This window comes from Thioreductor micantisoli (genome assembly GCF_055392745.1).
Window position 1 is genome coordinate 1 of record NZ_AP043760.1, and the last position, 19,569, is coordinate 19,569.

Genomic DNA, 19,569 nt, shown 5'->3' on the forward strand with positions numbered 1-19,569 from the left:
AATAAGAGGAGTTTGTATTATATTATGTTAAGTAAAACATCTATTAAAAAAGAGTCATTATAATTGTTTAGCAGGGGCTTACTTTTCCACCTCCGTAGGAGGCAGTATCATCAGCGCAGAAAGGCTTAACTACTTGGTTCGAAATGGAACAAGGTGTAACCCTAACGCTATACCCACTAAACAAATATAATGACTCTTGAGTCAAATTGTTTAATTGTATATAAATTAGTTGATAAAAGTCTTGTCTGAATTAAAAAGTCAAACGGTCTATTAGTATTGGTCAGCTAAATGCATTACTGCAATTACACATCCAACCTATCAAGCATGTAGTCTTCATGCGACCTTCAGGGAAAGTTAATCTTGGAGTTGGCTTCGTGCTTAGATGCTTTCAGCTCTTATCACATCCGAATATAGCTACCCAGCGATGCCCTTGGCAGGACAACTGGTACACCAGAGATTCGTCCATCCCGGTCCTCTCGTACTAGGGACAGCTCTCCTCAACTTTCCTACGCCCACGGCAGATAGGGACCGAACTGTCTCACGACGTTCTGAACCCAGCTCGCGTACCGCTTTAAATGGCGAACAGCCATACCCTTGGGACCTGCTCCAGCCCCAGGATGCGATGAGCCGACATCGAGGTGCCAAACCTCCCCGTCGATATGAGCTCTTGGGGGAGATCAGCCTGTTATCCCCGGGGTACCTTTTATCCTTTGAGCGATGGTCCTTCCACACAGAACCACCGGATCACTAAGACCGACTTTCGTCTCTGCTCGAAATGTCTCTCTCGCAGTCAGGCTGGCTTATGCCTTTATACTCTACAACCGATTTCCATCCGGTTTGAGCCAACCTTTGTAAGCCTCCGTTACTCTTTAGGAGGCGACCGCCCCAGTCAAACTACCCACCAGACAATGTCCTCCTTGCTGTAAACAAGCGAGTTAGCAACCAAAATACCTAAGGGTGGTATCTCAAGGGTAGCTCAGATAGAACTGGCGTCCTATCTTCAAAGCCTCCCACCTATCCTGCACATAGATATCCCGATTGCAATGTCAAGCTGTAGTAAAGGTCCACGGGGTCTTTCCGTCTTGCCGCGGGTAGGAGGAATTTTCACCTCCACTACAATTTCACTGGATCCCTGGTCGAGACAGCTCCCAACTCGTTACGCCATTCATGCAGGTCGGTATTTAACCGACAAGGAATTTCGCTACCTTAGGACCGTTATAGTTACGGCCGCCGTTTACTGGGGCTTCAGTTCACTGCTTCGCTTGCGCTAACAGATCCCTTTAACCTTCCAGCACCGGGCAGGCGTCACACCCTATACATCCTCTTGCGAGTTAGCAGAGTGCTGTGTTTTTGCTAAACAGTCGGCAGGGACTTTTCACTGCGACCCACTACTCTCATAGTGGGCACACCTTATACCGAAGATACGGTGCTAGTTTGCAGAGTTCCTTAACCAGGGTTCTTCCACGCGTCTTAGAATACTCATCTCACCCACCTGTGTCGGTTTACGGTACGGGCCACTAATAATTCAAACGGTTTAGAGACTTTTCTTGGCACGACGGCATCATACTCACTTTCGCTCCTCCGAAGAAGATTGAAAGCCTATCAGGTATCGTTGTATTGTATAGCGGATTTGCCTACTATACCAACTACTCCCTTCGGTTACCTATTCCATCAGATAACAGTACTTAGCCCTATGCGTCCTCCCATCACCTCATTATTAGTGGGTACTGGAATATTAACCAGTTTTCCATCGATTACGCCTTTCGGCCTCACCTTAGGTCCCGACTAACCCTACACTGACGAGCATAGTGTAGGAATCCTTGGGTTTTCGACGAAGGAGATTCTCACTCCTTTTATCGCTACTCATGCCTGCATGCTCACTTCTTGCCGCTCCACTACTCCTTACCGGTATAGCTTCATCGCTGACAAGAACGCTCTCCTACCACTCCTGACCAGCAGGAATCTACAATTTCGGTGGATAACTTTAGCCCCGTTATATTTTCGGCGCTTTTCCGCTCGACCAGTGAGCTGTTACGCTTTCTTTAAAGGATGGCTGCTTCTAAGCCAACCTCCTGGTTGTCTAAGCAGAAAAACCTCCTTTTCCACTTAGTTATCACTTTGGGACCTTAATTGGTAGTCTGGGTTGTTCCCCTCTTGACATAGGATTTTATCACCCTACGCCTCACTGCCAAGATTCCACCATAAGTATTCGAAGTTTGACAGGGTTTGGTACAACTGTAGGTCGCCCTAGCCCTATCAGAGCTCTACCCCTTATGGCTACGTCTTGACGCTGCACCTAAATGCATTTCGGAGAGAACCAGCTATCACTGAGTTTGATTGGCCTTTCACCCCTATCCACAAGTCATCCGAAAGTTTTTCAACACTTACCGGTTCGGTCCTCCACGGGCTTTTACACCCGCTTCAACCTGCTCATGGATAGATCACTCAGCTTCGGGTCTACAGCATCTGACTAATCGCCCTATTCAGACTCGCTTTCGCTTCGGCTTCGCATTCGCTTAACCTCGCCAGACACCATAACTCGCAGGCTCATTATGCAAAAGGCAGTCCATCACCGTTGATAAACAATACGGCTCTGAATGATTGTAGGCATATGGTTTCAGGTTCTATTTCACTCCCCTCACTGGGGTTCTTTTCACCTTTCCCTCACGGTACTGGTTCACTATCGGTCTAACAAGTAGTATTTAGCCTTGGAGGGTGGTCCCCCCATGTTCAGTCAGAATTTCACGTGTTCCGACTTACTCACTAGGATATTATTTAGTCTCACATTTCATATTTCACTTACAGGACTATCACCTTTTATAGTTTAGCTTCCCAGCTAATTCAGTTATATAATATGCTACATAATATCGGGCTAATCCGATTTCGCTCGCCGCTACTTTCGGAATCTCGTTTGATTTCTCTTCCTCTGGCTACTGAGATGTTTCACTTCACCAGGTTAACTCCCTTGCGGGTGACTAATGTCTCCATTAGCCGGGTTTCCCCATTCGGACATCTACGTATCAAAGCTCTTTGGCAGCTCCACGTAGCTTTTCGCAGCCTAACACGTCCTTCATCGCCTCTGTTAGCCTAGGCATTCACCATACGCCCTTTATAACTTCTTAATTCTTTATTTGACAAGACTTTTAACAACTAATTTTCAATTAACTTTTTAAGAGTTTTTCGCTCTTAAATTAAATAACCGCAGTTATCTAATTTAAAAGTGGTGGAGAATAGCGGGATCGAACCGCTGACCTCCTGCGTGCAAGGCAGGCGCTCTCCCAGCTGAGCTAATTCCCCACTCTGGTGGGACTACCAGGACTTGAACCTGGGACCTCACCCTTATCAGGGGTGCACTCTAACCAGCTGAGCTATAGTCCCAAATGTACCCATGATAAGCTTTAAGCTTAAAACATATAATTAAGTAACAAACTATTTTCCTTTGAGTGTCAAAGTTTTATTTATTGTCGATTTGAATAGTTTTCTCTATATCTCGAAAGAAGAGAAATAAATCTCTTCTTCTTTCCTCTAGAAAGGAGGTGATCCAACCGCAGGTTCTCCTACGGTTACCTTGTTACGACTTCACCCCAGTTGCTGAGCCCACCGTAGAGGGTAGCCAATTTGGCATCCCCGCTTTGGGTGAACTCAACTCCCATGGTGTGACGGGCGGTGAGTACAAGACCCGGGAACGTATTCACCGTGGCATGGCTGATCCACGATTACTAGCGATTCCAACTTCATGTAGTCGAGTTGCAGACTACAATCCGAACTGGGATTAGGTTTAGAGATTTGCTCCACCTCGCGGTATTGCGTCTCTTTATCCTAACCATTGTAGCACGTGTGTCGCCCTAGGCATAAGGGCCATGATGACTTGACGTCGTCCCCACCTTCCTCCTGGTTACCCAGGCAGTCTTGTTAGAGTGCTCAGCCGAACTGTTAGCAACTAACAACAGGGGTTGCGCTCGTTGCGGGACTTAACCCAACATCTCACGACACGAGCTGACGACAGCCGTGCAGCACCTGTCACCAAGTTCCTGCAAGCAGGCACTCTCTCATCTCTGAAAGATTCTTGGGATGTCAAGCCTAGGTAAGGTTCTTCGCGTATCTTCGAATTAAACCACATGCTCCACCGCTTGTTCGGGTCCCCGTCTATTCCTTTGAGTTTTAATCTTGCGACCGTACTCCCCAGGCGGGACACTTATCGCGTTAGCTGCGTCACTGCTTTATAGCAACGACTAGTGTCCATCGTTTAGGGCGTGGACTACCAGGGTATCTAATCCTGTTTGCTCCCCACGCTTTCGCGCATCAGCGTCAATATTGTTCCAGTAAGTCGCCTTCGCTTTCGGTATTCCTCCTGATCTCTACGGATTTCACCCCTACACCAGGAATTCCACTTACCTCTCCCAAATTCTAGGTCTGCAGTTTTAGAAGCAGTTCCACAGTTAAGCTGGGGGATTTCACTTCTAACTTACAAACCAGCCTACGCGCTCTTTACGCCCAGTGATTCCGAGTAACGCTTGCACCCTCCGTATTACCGCGGCTGCTGGCACGGAGTTAGCCGGTGCTTATTCATATAGTACCGTCATTATCTTCCTATATAAAAGGAGTTTACAGACCGAAATCCGTCATCCTCCACGCGGCATTGCTGCATCAGAGTTTCCTCCATTGTGCAATATTCCCCACTGCTGCCTCCCGTAGGAGTCTGGACCGTGTCTCAGTTCCAGTGTGACTGATCATCCTCTCAGACCAGTTACGCGTCTTAGCCTTGGTAGGCTCTTACCCTACCAACTAGCTGATACGTCGCAGTCTCATCTCACAGCACTAAAGCTTTCCCCCGTGGGGTATATCCGGTATTAGCAATCGTTTCCAATTGTTATCCCAGACTGTGAGGCAGATAACTACGTGTTACTCACCCGTGCGCCACTTAGCTGACAATCTAACCGAAGTTAGATCCGTTCTCGTTCGACTTGCATGTGTTAGGCATGCCGCCAGCGTTCACTCTGAGCCAGGATCAAACTCTCCATAAAAAGTTTAATCCTTTGAATCACTCAAAGAAATTTTCGTTTGTTACTTATCTATATGTTTTCATTAATTCTTTCAATTTCTCTCAACCGCTTATTGCGTTTGTGGACTGGAATTATAGTAAATTATAATCCCTTTGTCAAGTCTTTTTTCTCTTTTCTTTTCAAATTTAATGAAGTTTCTTAATAAAATATATGAAAAGCCTTAATCTAGGGAAATTATAAAAAGCTCAAATATCTTTCAATATTATCAGATGCAACTGTAACTACATTTCCTTTTAACTTTTTAGCAGCTATTATATTCGCAGCTGTACTGATTCCTCCTGTTATTCCAATGTCAGGAAGATGTTTTGTAAACTCTATAACTTCATCATCATCTACTAAAATAACATCATCAATATAATTCATATCTATATTTGCAGGAATAAAACCTGCACCTATTCCTTGAATCTTATGTGATTTTAAATTATTGTTTTTATTAAACATCTTATTATATAAAGGAGATGAGTTTTTACTTTCAACTGCTACTATTTTAATTCCATAAGGTTTTAACCTTTTTGCCATTCCCATGAGCGTACCACCGCTTCCAACACCTGCTACAAAATAATTAATTTTTGGAACTTGTGCTAAAATCTCTGGTGCAGTCGTTTGGATATGTGCAATTTCATTCATTGGGTTGTTAAACTGATTTGTTAAATATAGACTGTTTTTTTTAGCATATTCTTTTGCTTCATTTATAGCATCACTCATATTTCCATCTACCAAAATTAAATTAGCGCCATAAAGTTTTATTATTTTTTGTCTTTCTATAGAAAAAAAAGATGGCATAAAAATAGTTGATTTAATATTAAAGTATTTTCCATAATAAGCTAATGCTATTCCTGTATTTCCACTTGTAGCTTCAACAATTTCTGTGTAACCTTTATTATAAGCGTCACTCAGCATATAAACTGCAGGTCTATCTTTAATACTTCCTGCTGGATTTTTATATTCAAGTTTTACATAAATATTGTTTAATTTTTTTATTGGAGTATTGAAAGAGTGCATAATCTCTCCTTTTTAGAAGAGATTATACTAAAATTATAGAGATTTTTTAAGTATAGAGTTAATTCTATCAATAAATTCTTTTGGATTAGATAGCTCTAAACCAAGTGTAAGTTTTGCTTCATCAACCAAAACTTTTAAAACTTCTTCTTTATAATTTTCATTTAGTTTTTTGATAATATCACTATTTGGATTCAATTCTAAAACTGGTTTTACTTTTGGTGCTTCCATTCCCATTTGTCTCATCATCATTTCCATTTGAGGATTATGGTCTTCATCAAATACTAAAACAGCTGGAGTTTCTTTTAGTCTATCTGTTACTTTTACTTCTTTTACCTCATCACCTAAGCTAACTTTCACTTTTGCAACTAAATCTTTGTATTCATCACTTAAATCTTTTACTTCTTCTTTATTAAGTGGTTTAAATTCATACTCTTTATATTTAGTTACCATTGGAAAAACTAATTCATCAATTTCATCACTTAATAATAAAACTTCTTTATCTTGATTTTCTAAAAGTGGTGAATTTTTAAGTAACTCTTTATTTTTCCCAACTAAATAATAGATTACCTTTTCATCTTTATTTGCTTGGATATATTCATCTAAACTAATAAATTCTCTTTTGTTTGTATCAAATTTAGAAAGTTCTAATATTTTTTCTTGATGTTCATAATCCCCTAAACCTTCTTTCATCACTTTACCAAATTCATTCCAGAAAGTTTTATATTTTTCATCATCAAGTTTAGAAATCATTTTGAAAATATTTTTTATACTTGTTTTTTTAATTTTAGCTAAAATTGGATTACTTTGAAGTATTTCTCTACTTACATTTAATGGTAAATCTTCACTATCAATAATTCCTCTAACAAATCTTAAATAAGTTGGTAATAACTCTTTATCATCATCTGTAATAAACACTCTTTTGATATACAATTTTACTCCACTTTGATAATCTACTCTATATAAATCAAGTGGTGCTTTACTTGGTAAATAAAATAAAGTTGTATATTCAATAGTTCCTTCTGCTTTTGTATGTATCCATTTCAATGGTTTTTCATTTGAATGAGCCATTGTTTCATAAAAAGATGCATAATCTTCATCACTTAATTCTTTTTTAGGTTTAGTCCATAATGCGGTTGCACTATTTACTTGAGCTACCTCTTTTTCAGTTTTACCATCTTCAAGATATTTAGTTTTTTCCATATAGATTGGATAAGGAATGTGATTTGAATACTTTTTGATGATATTATCTATTTTATTTTCATCTAAAAATTCTTCACTATCTTCTCTTATAAATAGAGTAATTTCAGTTCCATAATTTTCTTTTTTGGCTTTAGTTATTTCAAATTCACCATTTCCTTCACTAATCCATTTATAAGCCTCATTTTCACCAGCTTTTTTTGTAATTACTTCAACTTTTTTTGCCACTATAAATGCACTATAAAACCCAACTCCAAATTGACCAATTAAATTATTATCAACTTTTTCTTCTTTTTCAATTTGTTCTAAAAATGCTTTTGTTCCACTTTTTGCAATTGTTCCAAGATTTTCAACCAAATCAGTTTCATTCATACCAATACCAGTATCGCTAATTTTAATAGTTTTATTTTCATTATCGATTTTAACATCAATTCTTGGATCAAATTTAAGTGATTTTAGCTTATCGTCTGTTAATGTTAAATATTTTAATTTATCAATAGCATCACTTGAATTTGAGATAAGTTCTCTTAAAAAGATTTCCTTATTTGAATATAGTGAATGAATCATTAAATGTAATAATTGTTTTATTTCTGTTTTAAACTCTTGTTTAGCCATATAATTCTCCTTGAATTTTTTGTTAATTATAACAAGTTTAGTATATTATTGTCAAGTTTTCTTATTTATTTAATTAAACTTTATAAAAAAGTAATTAAATAAACAAAACAACTGCTAATTTTAACAAAAAAAAGCGTTAAAAAAAGTGTGCTTCAACCCCAAAGGGCGCTTGCGCTCTCTTTTTAGCTTTTTGTAATGTTAAAAAATTTGCATTATTGTTGAGTATTTTAGATTACTATTTATTTATTAAAATTTATGAAACTATACTTAAAAGCATTTTCTCAATCTCGTCATAAGAATATATTTCTTCAGCACCTTGTACCATAAAACCTTTCATCTTTTCTATTTTAGATACTGCTTCGTCAAGTTCAGCATCAACTCCTTTTGTATAAGCACCAATTCTAATCAAAACTTCATTTTCTTTATAAAGTGCATACAATTTTTTAAATTTCATCACAGCTTTTTTATGTTCATCACTAATGACATCCCCCATAACTCTACTTGCACTGTTTAAAATATTAATTGGAGGATAAATACCCATATCTGTAAGCTCTCTACTTAAAATTATATGTCCATCCAAAATTGATCTACTTTGATCAGCTATGGGGTCAGACGACATATCATCACCATCAACTAAAACAGTAAAAAATGCTGTAATTGCACCTTTACCATCCTCTTTTCCGGCTCTTTCCATAAGTTGTGGAAGTAACATAAGCGAACTTGGTGGATACCCTTTACTTGTAGGTGGCTCACCCATTGCAAGACCTATTTCTCTTTGTGCCATTGCAAATCTTGTAATACTATCCATCATAAATAAAACATCCATTCCTTTATCTTTGAAATATTCAGCAACTGCCATTGCAGAAAAAGCGCCATATTTTCTCATTAAAGCAGAATCATCACTTGTAGCGACTATCATTACCGTATTTTCTAAATTGCCACCTAAATTTTTTTCTATAAATTCTGGTATTTCTCTTCCTCTTTCTCCAATTAATGCAATTACTTTAATAGGTGAAGTACTTCCTCTAACAATCATACTCATGAGAGTTGATTTTCCAACTCCACTTCCGGCAAAAATGCCAAGTTTTTGTCCTTTTCCACAAGTTAATATACCATCAATAGTTTTCACTCCTGTTGGAAAAACATCGTGAATTAGCCCTCTTTTAAGAGGTGAAATTGGTTTTGACATAATTGGATATTTCGTATCTGTTTCGATAACTCCTTTACCATCAATTGGCTTCATAAAAGGATCAACCACTCTTCCTAAAAGTCCATCTCCTACTGGAATTTGCATACCATCTTCATCTATATAAACTTTATCATTAATTTTAAGCCCTTCCAAAAATCCAAAAGGAGTAATAGTAAAACTACTTCTATCCAAACTTGTTACCATTCCAAGAGTTGTAATATTTCCCTCTATTTTCACAATATCACCTATACTTGGAGTAATTCCAATAGCTATTAAGTTAGTAGGATTAATTTTAGTAACAACTCCAAATGGTTTTGAAAGTTGAGTTCGCTTTATTCTATTTTTTAATGATTTTAATGGCAAATTTTCATCCCTTAAATTTGTAATTTACTATTTTTTTTGATATTATACCTAATTAAAAACTAAATAAAGGTAAGAGATGACAACAGAAAGAATTAATAAAGCAAATGCTTTAATTAAAATCGAACTTGATAACTCAATTATAGATGTACAAAAAGAAAAAGTAGCTAAAAAACTTGCTAAACAAGTAAAAGTAGATGGATTTAGAAAAGGAAAAGTTCCTGTAGCAATCGTTAAAAAAATGTATGCTGAACAAATTGAAAAAGATGCCATCGATGAATTAATCAAAAAAGAATATCAAGAAGCACTTACGCAATTAGATATTAAACAAGAAGATATTATGGGTGAACCGATTTTCACTAAATTTGATAGAGGTGAAGAAAAAACTGATATTGAAATCAAAATTTCTTCAAAACCAGAAGTTGCAATCGAAAATTATGAAGATTTAATCCCAGAAGTTGAACTTCCAAAAATTAGTGATACAGATGTTGATGCTAAAATTGCTAATTATGCAAAAGAATCAAGTGAACCTGTAAAAATTGATAAAGATACTGTAGAAAAAGGTGATATTGCTGTAGTTGATTTCATCGGATATATTGATGATAAAGAAATGGAAAATGGTGAAGCAAATGATTATCCACTAGAAGTAGGAAGTAATACATTCATTCCTGGATTTGAAGATCAATTAATTGGTATGAAAGTTGGAGAAGAAAAAGAGATTAAAGTTACATTCCCAGCAGAATATCAAGCAAAAGAATTAGCTGGAAAAGAAGCGACTTTCAAAGTAACTCTTAAAGAAATTAGAGCAAAACAAGTTCCTGAAATTGATGATGAATTAGCCAAAAAACTTCTTCAAAAAGATGATGCAACAGTTGATACTCTAAAAGAAGAAATTAAAAAAGAACTTTTAATGACTAAAAAAGCTGAAGTATTTGCTCCTAAAAAAGAAGAATTAGTAGAAAAATTACTTAAAGCTGTAGAATTTGATTTACCAGATTCAATAATTGAAAAAGAAGCTGAACTTGTAATTAATGAAAAAGCTTCAAAAATGAAACCAGAAGAAATCCAAGCTCTTACTTCAAACGAAGAAAAATTAAATGAATTAAGAGAAGAATCTAAAAAAGAAGCAGCCGAAAAAGTAAAATTAACTTTTATAGTTGATGAATTAGCTAAAAAAGAAAATGTAAACGTTGATGATAATCAAGTTTTACAAGTTATCTATTTTGAAGCACTTAGAGCTGGTCAAGATGCACAAAAAGTATTAGAATATTATAAAGAAAACAATCTTTTAGCTGCTGTAAAAATGAGTATGGTAGAAGAACAACTTTTAGCAACTTTATTAGATAAAAAAGCTAAATAATCTTTTCCCTTTGGGGAGATTATAAATGTTAAACTATTTTAATATTTATAATTTGTAACAAATTAATTTAAAGGACATAAATGTTAATACCTACAGTCATAGAAAAAACAGGAAGAGGAGAAAGAGCCTATGATATATACTCTAGACTCCTAAAAGATAGAATTATTATGCTTCACGGAGAAGTTAATGATCAAAGTGCTAGTTTAATAGTCTCACAATTTTTATTTTTAGAAGCAGAAGACCCAGAAAAAGACATCTATCTTTATATAAATTCACCAGGTGGAGTTGTAACTGCTGGTATGAGTATTTATGATACTATGAATTATATAAAACCAGATGTTGTAACTATTTGTATGGGACAAGCTGCAAGTATGGGTTCATTCCTATTAAGTAGTGGTGAAAAAGGAAAAAGATATGCCTTGCCACATGCAAGAATTATGATCCATCAACCATTAGGTGGTGCGCAGGGTCAGGCAACAGATATTGAAATTCATACTAGAGAAATATTAAGAATCAAAAAAGAATTAAACGAAATTTTAGCTAAAAACTCAGGAAAAACTCTTAAAAAAATTCAAGCTGATACTGAAAGAGATAATTTTATGAGTGCAGCAGAAGCAGTGGAATATGGATTAATTGACAAGGTATTAACTAAAAAAGATTAAAAATGATACAAAAAAAAGATATAAAACTAACAGCAGATTTAGAGGAAGCTTCGACAGAACTTGAATTATTTGCTAAAAAAGTATTAGATAAGTTGATAGAAGAAAATATCTATCCAATTCCATACTATTATAATATCTATTTTTTCAATATGATTGAAGAAGAAAATTATGAATTTAAAAAATCTGTAATGGAAATAATTGAACTTGAAAGTAGTAATGAGTTAGAAGAAGATTTAAAATTTGAGCAACAATTAAAAAAATCTTTTCAATATTCTAAAAAAATAGTAAAAGATACTTCTATGATTTATAAACTATCATCACTTCTAAAAGATAAAAATAATTATTTTTTAAAAGAAGTAGATAGTGCAGCATCTCCACAAGTATTTAAAAATATATTATTAAATAGTAAAAAAAATATAGATATAATAAACAAAAAAATTTCTCAATCTTTACAAGAAATTAAAGAAATTTATGCACAAAACTTATCTACTTTAAAAGAAATTGAAAAAGAGTCTATATTTGACTCTTTATATGGAATTTACAATAATAAATATTTTTTTAGTGAAGTTGAAAAAGAGATAAAGCAAATTAAATCATTAAAACATATAAGCTCAATTATTATTTTAAAAGCAAAAGACAGTGTTATAAATAAATTAAAAAGTGATAAATCTAAAATTGTTGTAAATAAAATGATAGCAAAAATTTTACTTAAAACTTCAAGAAGAACTGATATAGTAGCCCACTTAGGTGATGGTAAATTTGCAATGCTTTTAAAACATACAGACAGAATTGGGGCAATAAGAACAAGCGAAAGACTTGCTGATATGATTAGTAATTCTTCTATGTTTATTGAAGATGATGAACTTGAAATTCAGATTGTTATTGGTATAAGTGAATTAACAATCAATAGCGATAAAATGGAAAGTATTATAAATTGTATTTACAATAAATTAGAAGAAGCAGAAGCAGAAGACGTTTTATATAAAATATGTGAAGGAAAATAATTGGAAATTGTAACTTATCCAAACAAAATTTTAAAACAAATTTCAAAACCAGTAGAAAGATTTGATAATGAGCTCCATAAACTTCTTGATGATATGTATCAAATTATGGTTAGTAATCAAGGTGTTGGACTTGCAGCTATTCAAGTAGCAGTTCCTTTAAGAGCCGTGATTATTGATATAGGTAATGAAGAAGGAAAGCAAGGAGAAGAAAGTAAAATAGAAGTAATAAACCCTGAATTTTTACTTTGGGATGGCTCTCAAAAAGATACAGAAGGGTGTCTGAGTGTACCTGATTATTTTGATGATGTTGAAAGATATGCAAATGTAAAAGTAAAATTTTATGATAGATTTGGTAATGTTCATATTCAAGATGCTGAAGGGCTTTTAAGCGTAGCTTTTCAACACGAAACTGACCATTTAGATGGACATCTATTTGTAGAAAAATTAGACTACATAAAAAGAAAAAAGTTTGAGAAAGAGTGGAAAAAGAAACTAAAACAAAAAAAATAAATTCTGCTATTTTTGATTTAATCACAAAAGAAGTGGAAGTTGAAACTACCTTTATAAAAGCTTTACCTGGATTTAGTATAGTTGGACTTGCAAGTAATGCTGTTCAAGAAAGTAAAGAAAGAATCAAAGCAGCCTTACTTAACAACGACTTCGCTTTTCCTCCACTTAAAATAATAGTAAACCTTTCACCTGCAAATTTACCAAAAAATTCAACTGTTTTAGATTTGCCAATTGCTCTTGGAATACTTTTGCAAAATAGTGAACTTGATTTGAGTGAATATTTGATTTTAGGAGAACTTGGACTTGATGGAGCAATCAAAGAAACTCCAGATATTTTCAGTATAGTTTTAGGTAGTAAATATAAAAAAATAATAACTGCAAAAAGTATAGCTGATAAACTTTCATTAATTCCAGGAATAGAAGTTTATGGATTTAATAATATAAATGAATTTTTCAATCTAAAACTAACTCCTACTAAACCAACCAATATAAATGCAAAATCTATAGAAATTAATGCTAAAAAATATTACTATTTAGATAAATTCAAGTTAGACTTCAAAGATGTAAAAGGCCAAAAAAATGCAAAAAGAGCTGCTTTAATAAGTGCATCTGGAATGCATAATATTTTGTTTGAAGGAAGTGCAGGAGTTGGTAAAAGTATGATAATTAATCGTCTTCGATATATTCTACCGCCGATGAGTTTAAAAGAAATTTTGGAAACTCAAAAAGTAAATGCACTTGAAAATAGAGAAATAGATTTTAAACCCATTCGCCCTTTTCGTATGCCACACCATTCAAGTAGCAAACCAGCTATTTTTGGAGGTGGATCAAGAGGAGCAAAAATGGGAGAAATTGCTTTAGCAAATCACGGAATTTTATTCTTCGATGAACTTCCATACTTTAATAAAGATGTTTTAGAGAACTTACGACTTCCATTGCAAGAAAGAAAAATTTTGATTTCAAGAGTAAATAATAAAATCGAATATAATATAAATATTCTTTTTGCAGGAGCTATGAATCCATGTCCTTGTGGAAATTTACTTAGTAAAAAAGAGTGCAGATGCAGCGAACTTGAAATAAAACGATACAAAAATAGAATAAGCGAGCCATTAATTGATAGAATTGATTTATATTTACAAATGACAGAAGATGACGATACTTCGGTAGTTTCATCAAAAGAGATGTTTAAAAAAGTTTTGATTGCTTTTGAGAGACAAATCAAAAGAGGTTATTTTAATGCAAGACTTCCTGAAAATTGGAAATTTAATATCGAAAAAGATGCCAGTGAAATTTTGGATAAAGCAATAACTAACTTTAACCTCTCAAAAAGAAGTGAATTTAAAATATTAAAAGTAGCTCAAACTATTGCTGATATAGAAAATTATGATAAAATAAACAAAAATGCTATTTTAGAAGCTTTAAATTATAGAAAAAGGACTTAAATGAAATATGGTGAAAAAGAGATAAAAGAATTTAGCATAGAAAATATGGAAATTTGGCCAAACAAACATAAAAAAGATTATCTAATCAAAATAACTTTGCCTGAATTTATGGCAAAATGTCCAAGAAGTGGTTATCCTGACTTTGCAACAATTTATGTAGAATACATCCCTAATGGATTTGTAGTAGAACTAAAAGCACTTAAACTATATATCAATAGTTTTATGTATAGATATATTTCTCACGAAGATAGTGCTAATGAAATTTATGACACAATTTACAACAAAATTAGCCCTAAAAAATTAAAAGTTACAGCAGATTTCAAACCAAGAGGTAATGTTCACACTGTTATTGAAATTGATAGTGAAATAGTTAAAAAAAATTGATATAATTTCAAAAAAATATAAAGAGAAAAAATGGAAAACAAACAACAAATGGTACCAGTACAATATATGTCTATGCCACAATGCGACGAAGATGAAATCGATTTAAGAGAATTATTTAAAACAATTTGGAAATATAAAAAATTTATAGCTATTTTTACAATAATAATAACAGTTTTAGCAGGAATTTATGCTTTTTCAAAAACTCCTATTTATGAAACAAAAGCAAATATTCAAGTAGGCTATATTAGCAATAATAATAATAATAATAATAAAATTTACTTATTAGAACCTCAAACTGTTAAAATTTATGTAAAAAATAATTTTGCCTCTTTTAATAATGACAAAACAACATATCCAAAAGTTGATATTGATATTTTAAAAGGAACAAGAGATATTTTAAATTTAAAAATTGATAATTTTTCTAATAAAGAAGGAATGGATTATTTAAATAAAATACTTAATTCCATACAAAAAAAAGAAAATAAAAAAATAAAAAACTATATAAAAAATATTAATTCACAAATTAATATATTAAAAAATTATTCAAAAGAATTAAAAAAACAAATAATTACTTTAAGAATACAATTGAAAAATGTAAAAGATCATAATATTTATAAAATAATTCTAGATAATATTAATGAAAATCAAAAAGATATAATTTCATCTAAATTACAAACATTAAATCTTCAAAATAAAATTTCTCCTATGAATATCAACAAAACTGAAATTATTGGAAAAATTGAACAACACGATTATCCAATAAAACCTAAAAAGAAATTAATAGTAATAGTTGCATTCGTTACCTCATTTATTTTAGCTATCTTTTTAGTATTCTTTATCGAATTTATTAAAGGATTTAAAGAAGAAGATGAAAATAAAGCATAACCTATTTTAGGTTTTGCTAAAGTTTATTAAATTTCTCTTTTATATTCACTAAATTTTAATTTCCAAACTTTCACCCCACAAAATCTATCGCCTTCAGGACAATATGGTCTAATACCTTCTTTGTATCTAACCGCACAAGGTGGTAAAAAGTTATCTGTATTTACTCCATTTTCTTCTAATTGTCTAATTTGTTCATACACAATATCAAAAATCTCTTGTTGTGCGTTATAGCATAATCTCATTTGCGCTTTATGTGTAAATTCATTAAAGTCATCTTTTTCTAAAATTTCAATATTATGTGCATTTGTAAGTGCATAAATAGCTTCTCCAAATTCTATATTCTTAGATTCTTCTTCAAAAAAGTAATAACTACAATTAATCGCTTTTTTATATTCATCTAATAAATTATCTTTTATAATTGGTGGAATATAATAATCTCTTCTATAAATATCTTTAACTGCTGGGCGAATTGCAGGGCTTCTTCTATGCCTTTGGTTTTGTGCATCAGCTGAAAAAGATAATTTGATATAAGAATTAAATCCTCCAAGCAGACTTTCATCTAAAAACAGATTAGATTCTCTTAAAACTCCTGCATAATTTGCATTCATTTCAAAATTGTGATTAACAATATCAAAGATTTTCACACTATTTTCACTTCTATATTTATCCATATTAATTTTTGGAAAAACTGCTTTTTGATTTTTTGCAAACTCAATTAATGGTTTCAAATTTGAATCAATTCTAAGCATCTCAATTTCTAGCTTATTAGCAAACTCTTTTGCTTCTATTTGACTTTCAGGTAAAAAATTAACTGCATTTAAATATCTAAGAGCAGTTACAACATTTATAGTGTGATAAAGATGCGCTTTCATTCCTACTGGAAGTAAATATCTCGCCATTTCTTGTGCTTTTTTCTTAGCACTATCTTGTTGAAATTTAGGAAGTTTATCTTTCATAATCGGTTCTAACTTTTTGCAAAATAGCTCATAATATTCAAACATTTTATTGTAATAACTATTCCACTTTTCTTGATTTGCTACTTTGGGTATATAAAAATTCTCTATTCTCATTTTTGCATATCTTTGAGATACTTGTTCACTATTATAAAACATATGAGAATGAAGTAATCTCCAAATAAGATGTCTGCTCATACCTTCAATCAAAATAGTGAAATGATAGTGTTGAAGTGTTGTATGATGCCCTGCTTTAAAAATAGAATTTAATAATTCACTCTTTTTATCCCAATTTTGTGCCATTTCAGGAGTTACAATACTTTTACCAACATAACAACTTCTTGCACTTCCTACTGCTATATCAGTTGGTTTATAATTTAAATCCAAAATTTTTATATTCATTTTTTACCTTTATAAGACAATTTTTCTCTTAATTCATTTCTAATTCATTTTTATTGATTATAATTCTACTGCCCGAATGAAAGATAGTTTTTTCATACTACGACTCCTTTTGAATAAAAAAATTATTGTTTTCATACGACACTCCTTTTTCCCCTTTTGGGGACATATAAAACAACACAACACAATTATATATATAATTTATTATACCATATATATAATTTTAAAAAACAATAAAACAATAAAACAATAATTCATTTTTAATTCATTTTAAACTATTATAATTATATTGAAGCAACTGATGAAGATAATTTTTTCATGACTCCTTTTTAATAAAAATTATTATTCTTCATCTTTTCTTACCTACTAAATATAATTCTAAATACTAACTTAAAACACTTAACAATAAAACAAATTTATTAACACTACAAAAAGCTAAAAAGTGTCAACGCAAGCGCCCTTCGGGTTTGAAGCACACTTTTTTTAACGCTTTTTTTCGTTAAAATTTGTAGTTGTTTCGTTTATTTAGTTAGTATTTAAACTCTTTGTGAATGACAGATTGCTATAGCCATAGCATCCGTAATATCAAGTGGCTTAATTTCACCTCTTATTCCCAAAATTCGTTTTACCATAAATGCGACTGATTCTTTACTTGCTTTTCCATTACCGGTAACTGCTTTTTTTACTTGCAAAGGTGTATATTCACTAAAATTACCATGTTTCTGAATAATTCTAAGACTTAGTGCCCCACGAAATTGAGCCAATTTTAAGACGGTTTTTGGATTATATGCAAAAAATATATCTTCTATTGCAACTTCATCAATATCATTATCTAAAACAGTATCAAGTCCTTCGATTAATTCTGCAATTTGATGTTGTAAGATTTTTTCTTTTATTTTTATAACTCCAGCATCAACTAATCTCACTCTATTTTTCTCTTTTTCAATTATTGCATATCCACATCTAATACTTCCAGGATCTATTCCTAATATTTTTATATTCACTCCTTTTTCACTATATTTTCACATTTAATTCACTAAAAAATTGTTTGATTTTATCCATATTTTTGGTATAATAAATCATTAATTGGTGTTATTTTCACCTTTATCACATACAAAGGGTAAAAAATTGATTTTTGATAAAATAAAATTTTCACTCAAAAACAGTGAAGATTCTGATATTTACAACAAATATATAAAAAATCTTAAATTAGATGAAAAAAATTCGACTTCAAATCATCTAATTATAGAAACTCCCAATATTTATATTGCTACATATGTAAAAAGATACTATACTCAAAAATTGATAAATATTTATCAAAAGTTAACTGAAATAATACCAGAAATTGAATTTATTACAAACCAAAATAGATCTATTAAAAATTCTTTTGAAGAATCAATCCAAAAAGAAATATCAAAATCAACAGCTACTTTAATACCAGAATTCACATTTGAGACATTTGTAATAGGTCCAAGTAATATGTTTGCATGCAATACTGCAAAAGCCATAGCCAAATCACCGGGGACTCTATATAATCCAATGTTTATCTATGGAGGAGTTGGGCTTGGTAAAACTCATTTACTCCATGCTATAGGAAATAGACTTAAAGATTCACTCCAAGTAACCTATGTTACAAGTGAACAATTTATGAATGATTTCACATATAATGTAAGAAACAAAACAATGGATAGCTTTCATAAAAAATATCGTGAGTGCGATCTACTTATAATTGATGATATCCAATTTTTTGAAGGAAGAGAAAAAACACAAGAAGAGTTTTTCCACACATTCAATGAATTGATAACACATAAAAAACAGATATGTGTAACAGCAGATAGGCATCCTAAAAATATTTTAGGTATAGATAAAAGATTATCTTCAAGGTTTGAGCAAGGAATTATCACAGAAATTCAACCACCAGAACTTGAAACTAAAATAGCAATCATTAGAAAAAAATGTGAATTAAACAGTATAAAACTTCCAGAAGATGTTATTACATTTATAGCAACTAGTTTAAATAATAATATTCGTGAAATTGAAGGAATGATAACACAAACATATGCAATGGCTAATGTTTTAGGTGAAGAAATTAATTTAGATTTTACAAAAGAAATTTTCAAAGATCAAATTGAAAATAAAGAAGTAGATTTAGATATAATATTAACATTAATTTCAAAAGAATTCAATTTAAAACCAAGTGAAGTAACAACAAAAAGTAGAAAACCAGCAATTGTCTTGGCTAAAAGAACAGGAATCTATTTAGCAAGAGAATTGACCCAAAAATCAACAACAAATATTGCTAAATTTTTTGGACTAAAAGACCATAGTGCTGTTAGTCATGCAATTAAAGCTTTTAATAAAAAAATAAAAGAAGATAAAGACTTTAAATTAAAACTAGAAGAATTAATTAATAAATTAAAGAGCTCATCGTGAATAATGTGAATATGTTTTCACCAAATATTAACATATATATACACCTTATTTTAGGTCTTTTTATTAGTTTTTCACTTATTCACATAGCCTACTACTATTACTATTAAATAT

13 protein-coding genes, 2 tRNA genes and 3 rRNA genes are annotated in these 19,569 nt (G+C 32.1%); 8 read left to right on the forward strand and 10 right to left on the reverse strand.

The genetic code is table 11. The features are described 5' to 3' along the window. Positions 1-65: 65 nt before the first annotated feature. The 8 genes from rrf to fliI form a co-directional block, all read right to left on the reverse strand. Positions 66-181 (reverse strand): 5S ribosomal RNA (gene rrf / locus ACZ5OA_RS00005). Positions 182-249: 68 nt separating this feature from the next. Further along, positions 250-3,122, reverse strand: a 23S ribosomal RNA gene (locus ACZ5OA_RS00010). 99 nt (positions 3,123-3,221) lie between these two features. Next, positions 3,222-3,297 (reverse strand) — tRNA-Ala (locus ACZ5OA_RS00015). 4 nt (positions 3,298-3,301) lie between these two features. After that, a tRNA-Ile gene (locus ACZ5OA_RS00020) sits at positions 3,302-3,378 on the reverse strand. A gap of 151 nt (positions 3,379-3,529) precedes the next feature. Beyond that, positions 3,530-5,024, reverse strand: a 16S ribosomal RNA gene (locus tag ACZ5OA_RS00025). The 16S, 23S and 5S rRNA genes sit together here with 2 tRNA genes alongside, the layout of an rRNA operon. A 213-nt stretch (positions 5,025-5,237) precedes the next feature. Then, positions 5,238-6,065, reverse strand: a complete 828-nt coding sequence (locus ACZ5OA_RS00030) for a PLP-dependent cysteine synthase family protein (RefSeq protein WP_464907491.1) — start codon at positions 6,063-6,065, stop codon at positions 5,238-5,240. A gap of 33 nt (positions 6,066-6,098) precedes the next feature. Then, positions 6,099-7,877: a molecular chaperone HtpG gene (gene htpG, locus ACZ5OA_RS00035; protein WP_464907492.1), complete on the reverse strand. Its 1,779-nt coding sequence runs from the start codon at positions 7,875-7,877 to the stop codon at positions 6,099-6,101. Positions 7,878-8,130: 253 nt separating this feature from the next. Next, on the reverse strand, positions 8,131-9,429 hold the full coding sequence (fliI, locus tag ACZ5OA_RS00040; protein WP_464907493.1) for a flagellar protein export ATPase FliI: 1,299 nt from the start codon (positions 9,427-9,429) through the stop codon (positions 8,131-8,133). A gap of 76 nt (positions 9,430-9,505) precedes the next feature. Between fliI and tig the strand changes: the two genes are divergently transcribed. The 7 genes from tig (at position 9,506) to ACZ5OA_RS00075 (ending at position 15,673) form a co-directional block, all read left to right on the forward strand. After that, positions 9,506-10,786, forward strand: coding sequence for a trigger factor (gene tig / locus ACZ5OA_RS00045; RefSeq protein WP_464907494.1), 1,281 nt, complete (start codon positions 9,506-9,508; stop codon positions 10,784-10,786). Between the two features lie 80 nt (positions 10,787-10,866). Then, positions 10,867-11,448, forward strand: a complete 582-nt coding sequence (gene clpP, locus ACZ5OA_RS00050; protein WP_464907495.1) for an ATP-dependent Clp endopeptidase proteolytic subunit ClpP — start codon at positions 10,867-10,869, stop codon at positions 11,446-11,448. Positions 11,449-11,450: 2 nt separating this feature from the next. After that, positions 11,451-12,452 (forward strand): GGDEF domain-containing protein, encoded by a 1,002-nt coding sequence (locus ACZ5OA_RS00055; protein WP_464907496.1) that lies wholly within the window; start codon positions 11,451-11,453, stop codon positions 12,450-12,452. Continuing rightward, positions 12,453-12,962, forward strand: a complete 510-nt coding sequence (def, locus tag ACZ5OA_RS00060; protein WP_464907497.1) for a peptide deformylase — start codon at positions 12,453-12,455, stop codon at positions 12,960-12,962. After that, positions 12,932-14,404: a YifB family Mg chelatase-like AAA ATPase gene (locus tag ACZ5OA_RS00065; RefSeq protein ID WP_464907498.1), complete on the forward strand. Its 1,473-nt coding sequence runs from the start codon at positions 12,932-12,934 to the stop codon at positions 14,402-14,404. Before def ends, ACZ5OA_RS00065 begins: the two co-directional genes overlap by 31 nt. Then, a complete protein-coding gene (gene queF / locus ACZ5OA_RS00070) occupies positions 14,405-14,788 on the forward strand; it encodes a preQ(1) synthase (protein ID WP_464907499.1) in 384 nt (127 codons plus the stop codon). It begins immediately after the preceding gene. Between the two features lie 30 nt (positions 14,789-14,818). Next, complete coding sequence (locus ACZ5OA_RS00075; RefSeq protein ID WP_464907500.1) at positions 14,819-15,673, forward strand: Wzz/FepE/Etk N-terminal domain-containing protein; 855 nt, start codon at positions 14,819-14,821, stop codon at positions 15,671-15,673. Positions 15,674-15,699: 26 nt separating this feature from the next. Here ACZ5OA_RS00075 and ACZ5OA_RS00080 read toward each other — a convergent pair whose 3' ends face one another. Together ACZ5OA_RS00080 and ruvC are read right to left on the reverse strand one after the other, a co-directional pair. After that, positions 15,700-17,028 carry an FAD-dependent thymidylate synthase gene (locus tag ACZ5OA_RS00080; protein WP_464907501.1) on the reverse strand — a complete coding sequence of 443 codons (1,329 nt, stop codon included), beginning with the start codon at positions 17,026-17,028 and terminating at the stop codon, positions 15,700-15,702. Positions 17,029-17,561: 533 nt separating this feature from the next. Further along, positions 17,562-18,023: a crossover junction endodeoxyribonuclease RuvC gene (ruvC, locus tag ACZ5OA_RS00085; RefSeq protein ID WP_464908301.1), complete on the reverse strand. Its 462-nt coding sequence runs from the start codon at positions 18,021-18,023 to the stop codon at positions 17,562-17,564. A 130-nt stretch (positions 18,024-18,153) separates the two neighbouring features. On the opposite strand from ruvC, the gene dnaA reads away from it, so the two are divergent. Beyond that, on the forward strand, positions 18,154-19,458 hold the full coding sequence (gene dnaA / locus ACZ5OA_RS00090; protein WP_464907502.1) for a chromosomal replication initiator protein DnaA: 1,305 nt from the start codon (positions 18,154-18,156) through the stop codon (positions 19,456-19,458). The last annotated feature ends 111 nt before the right edge of the window (positions 19,459-19,569 follow it).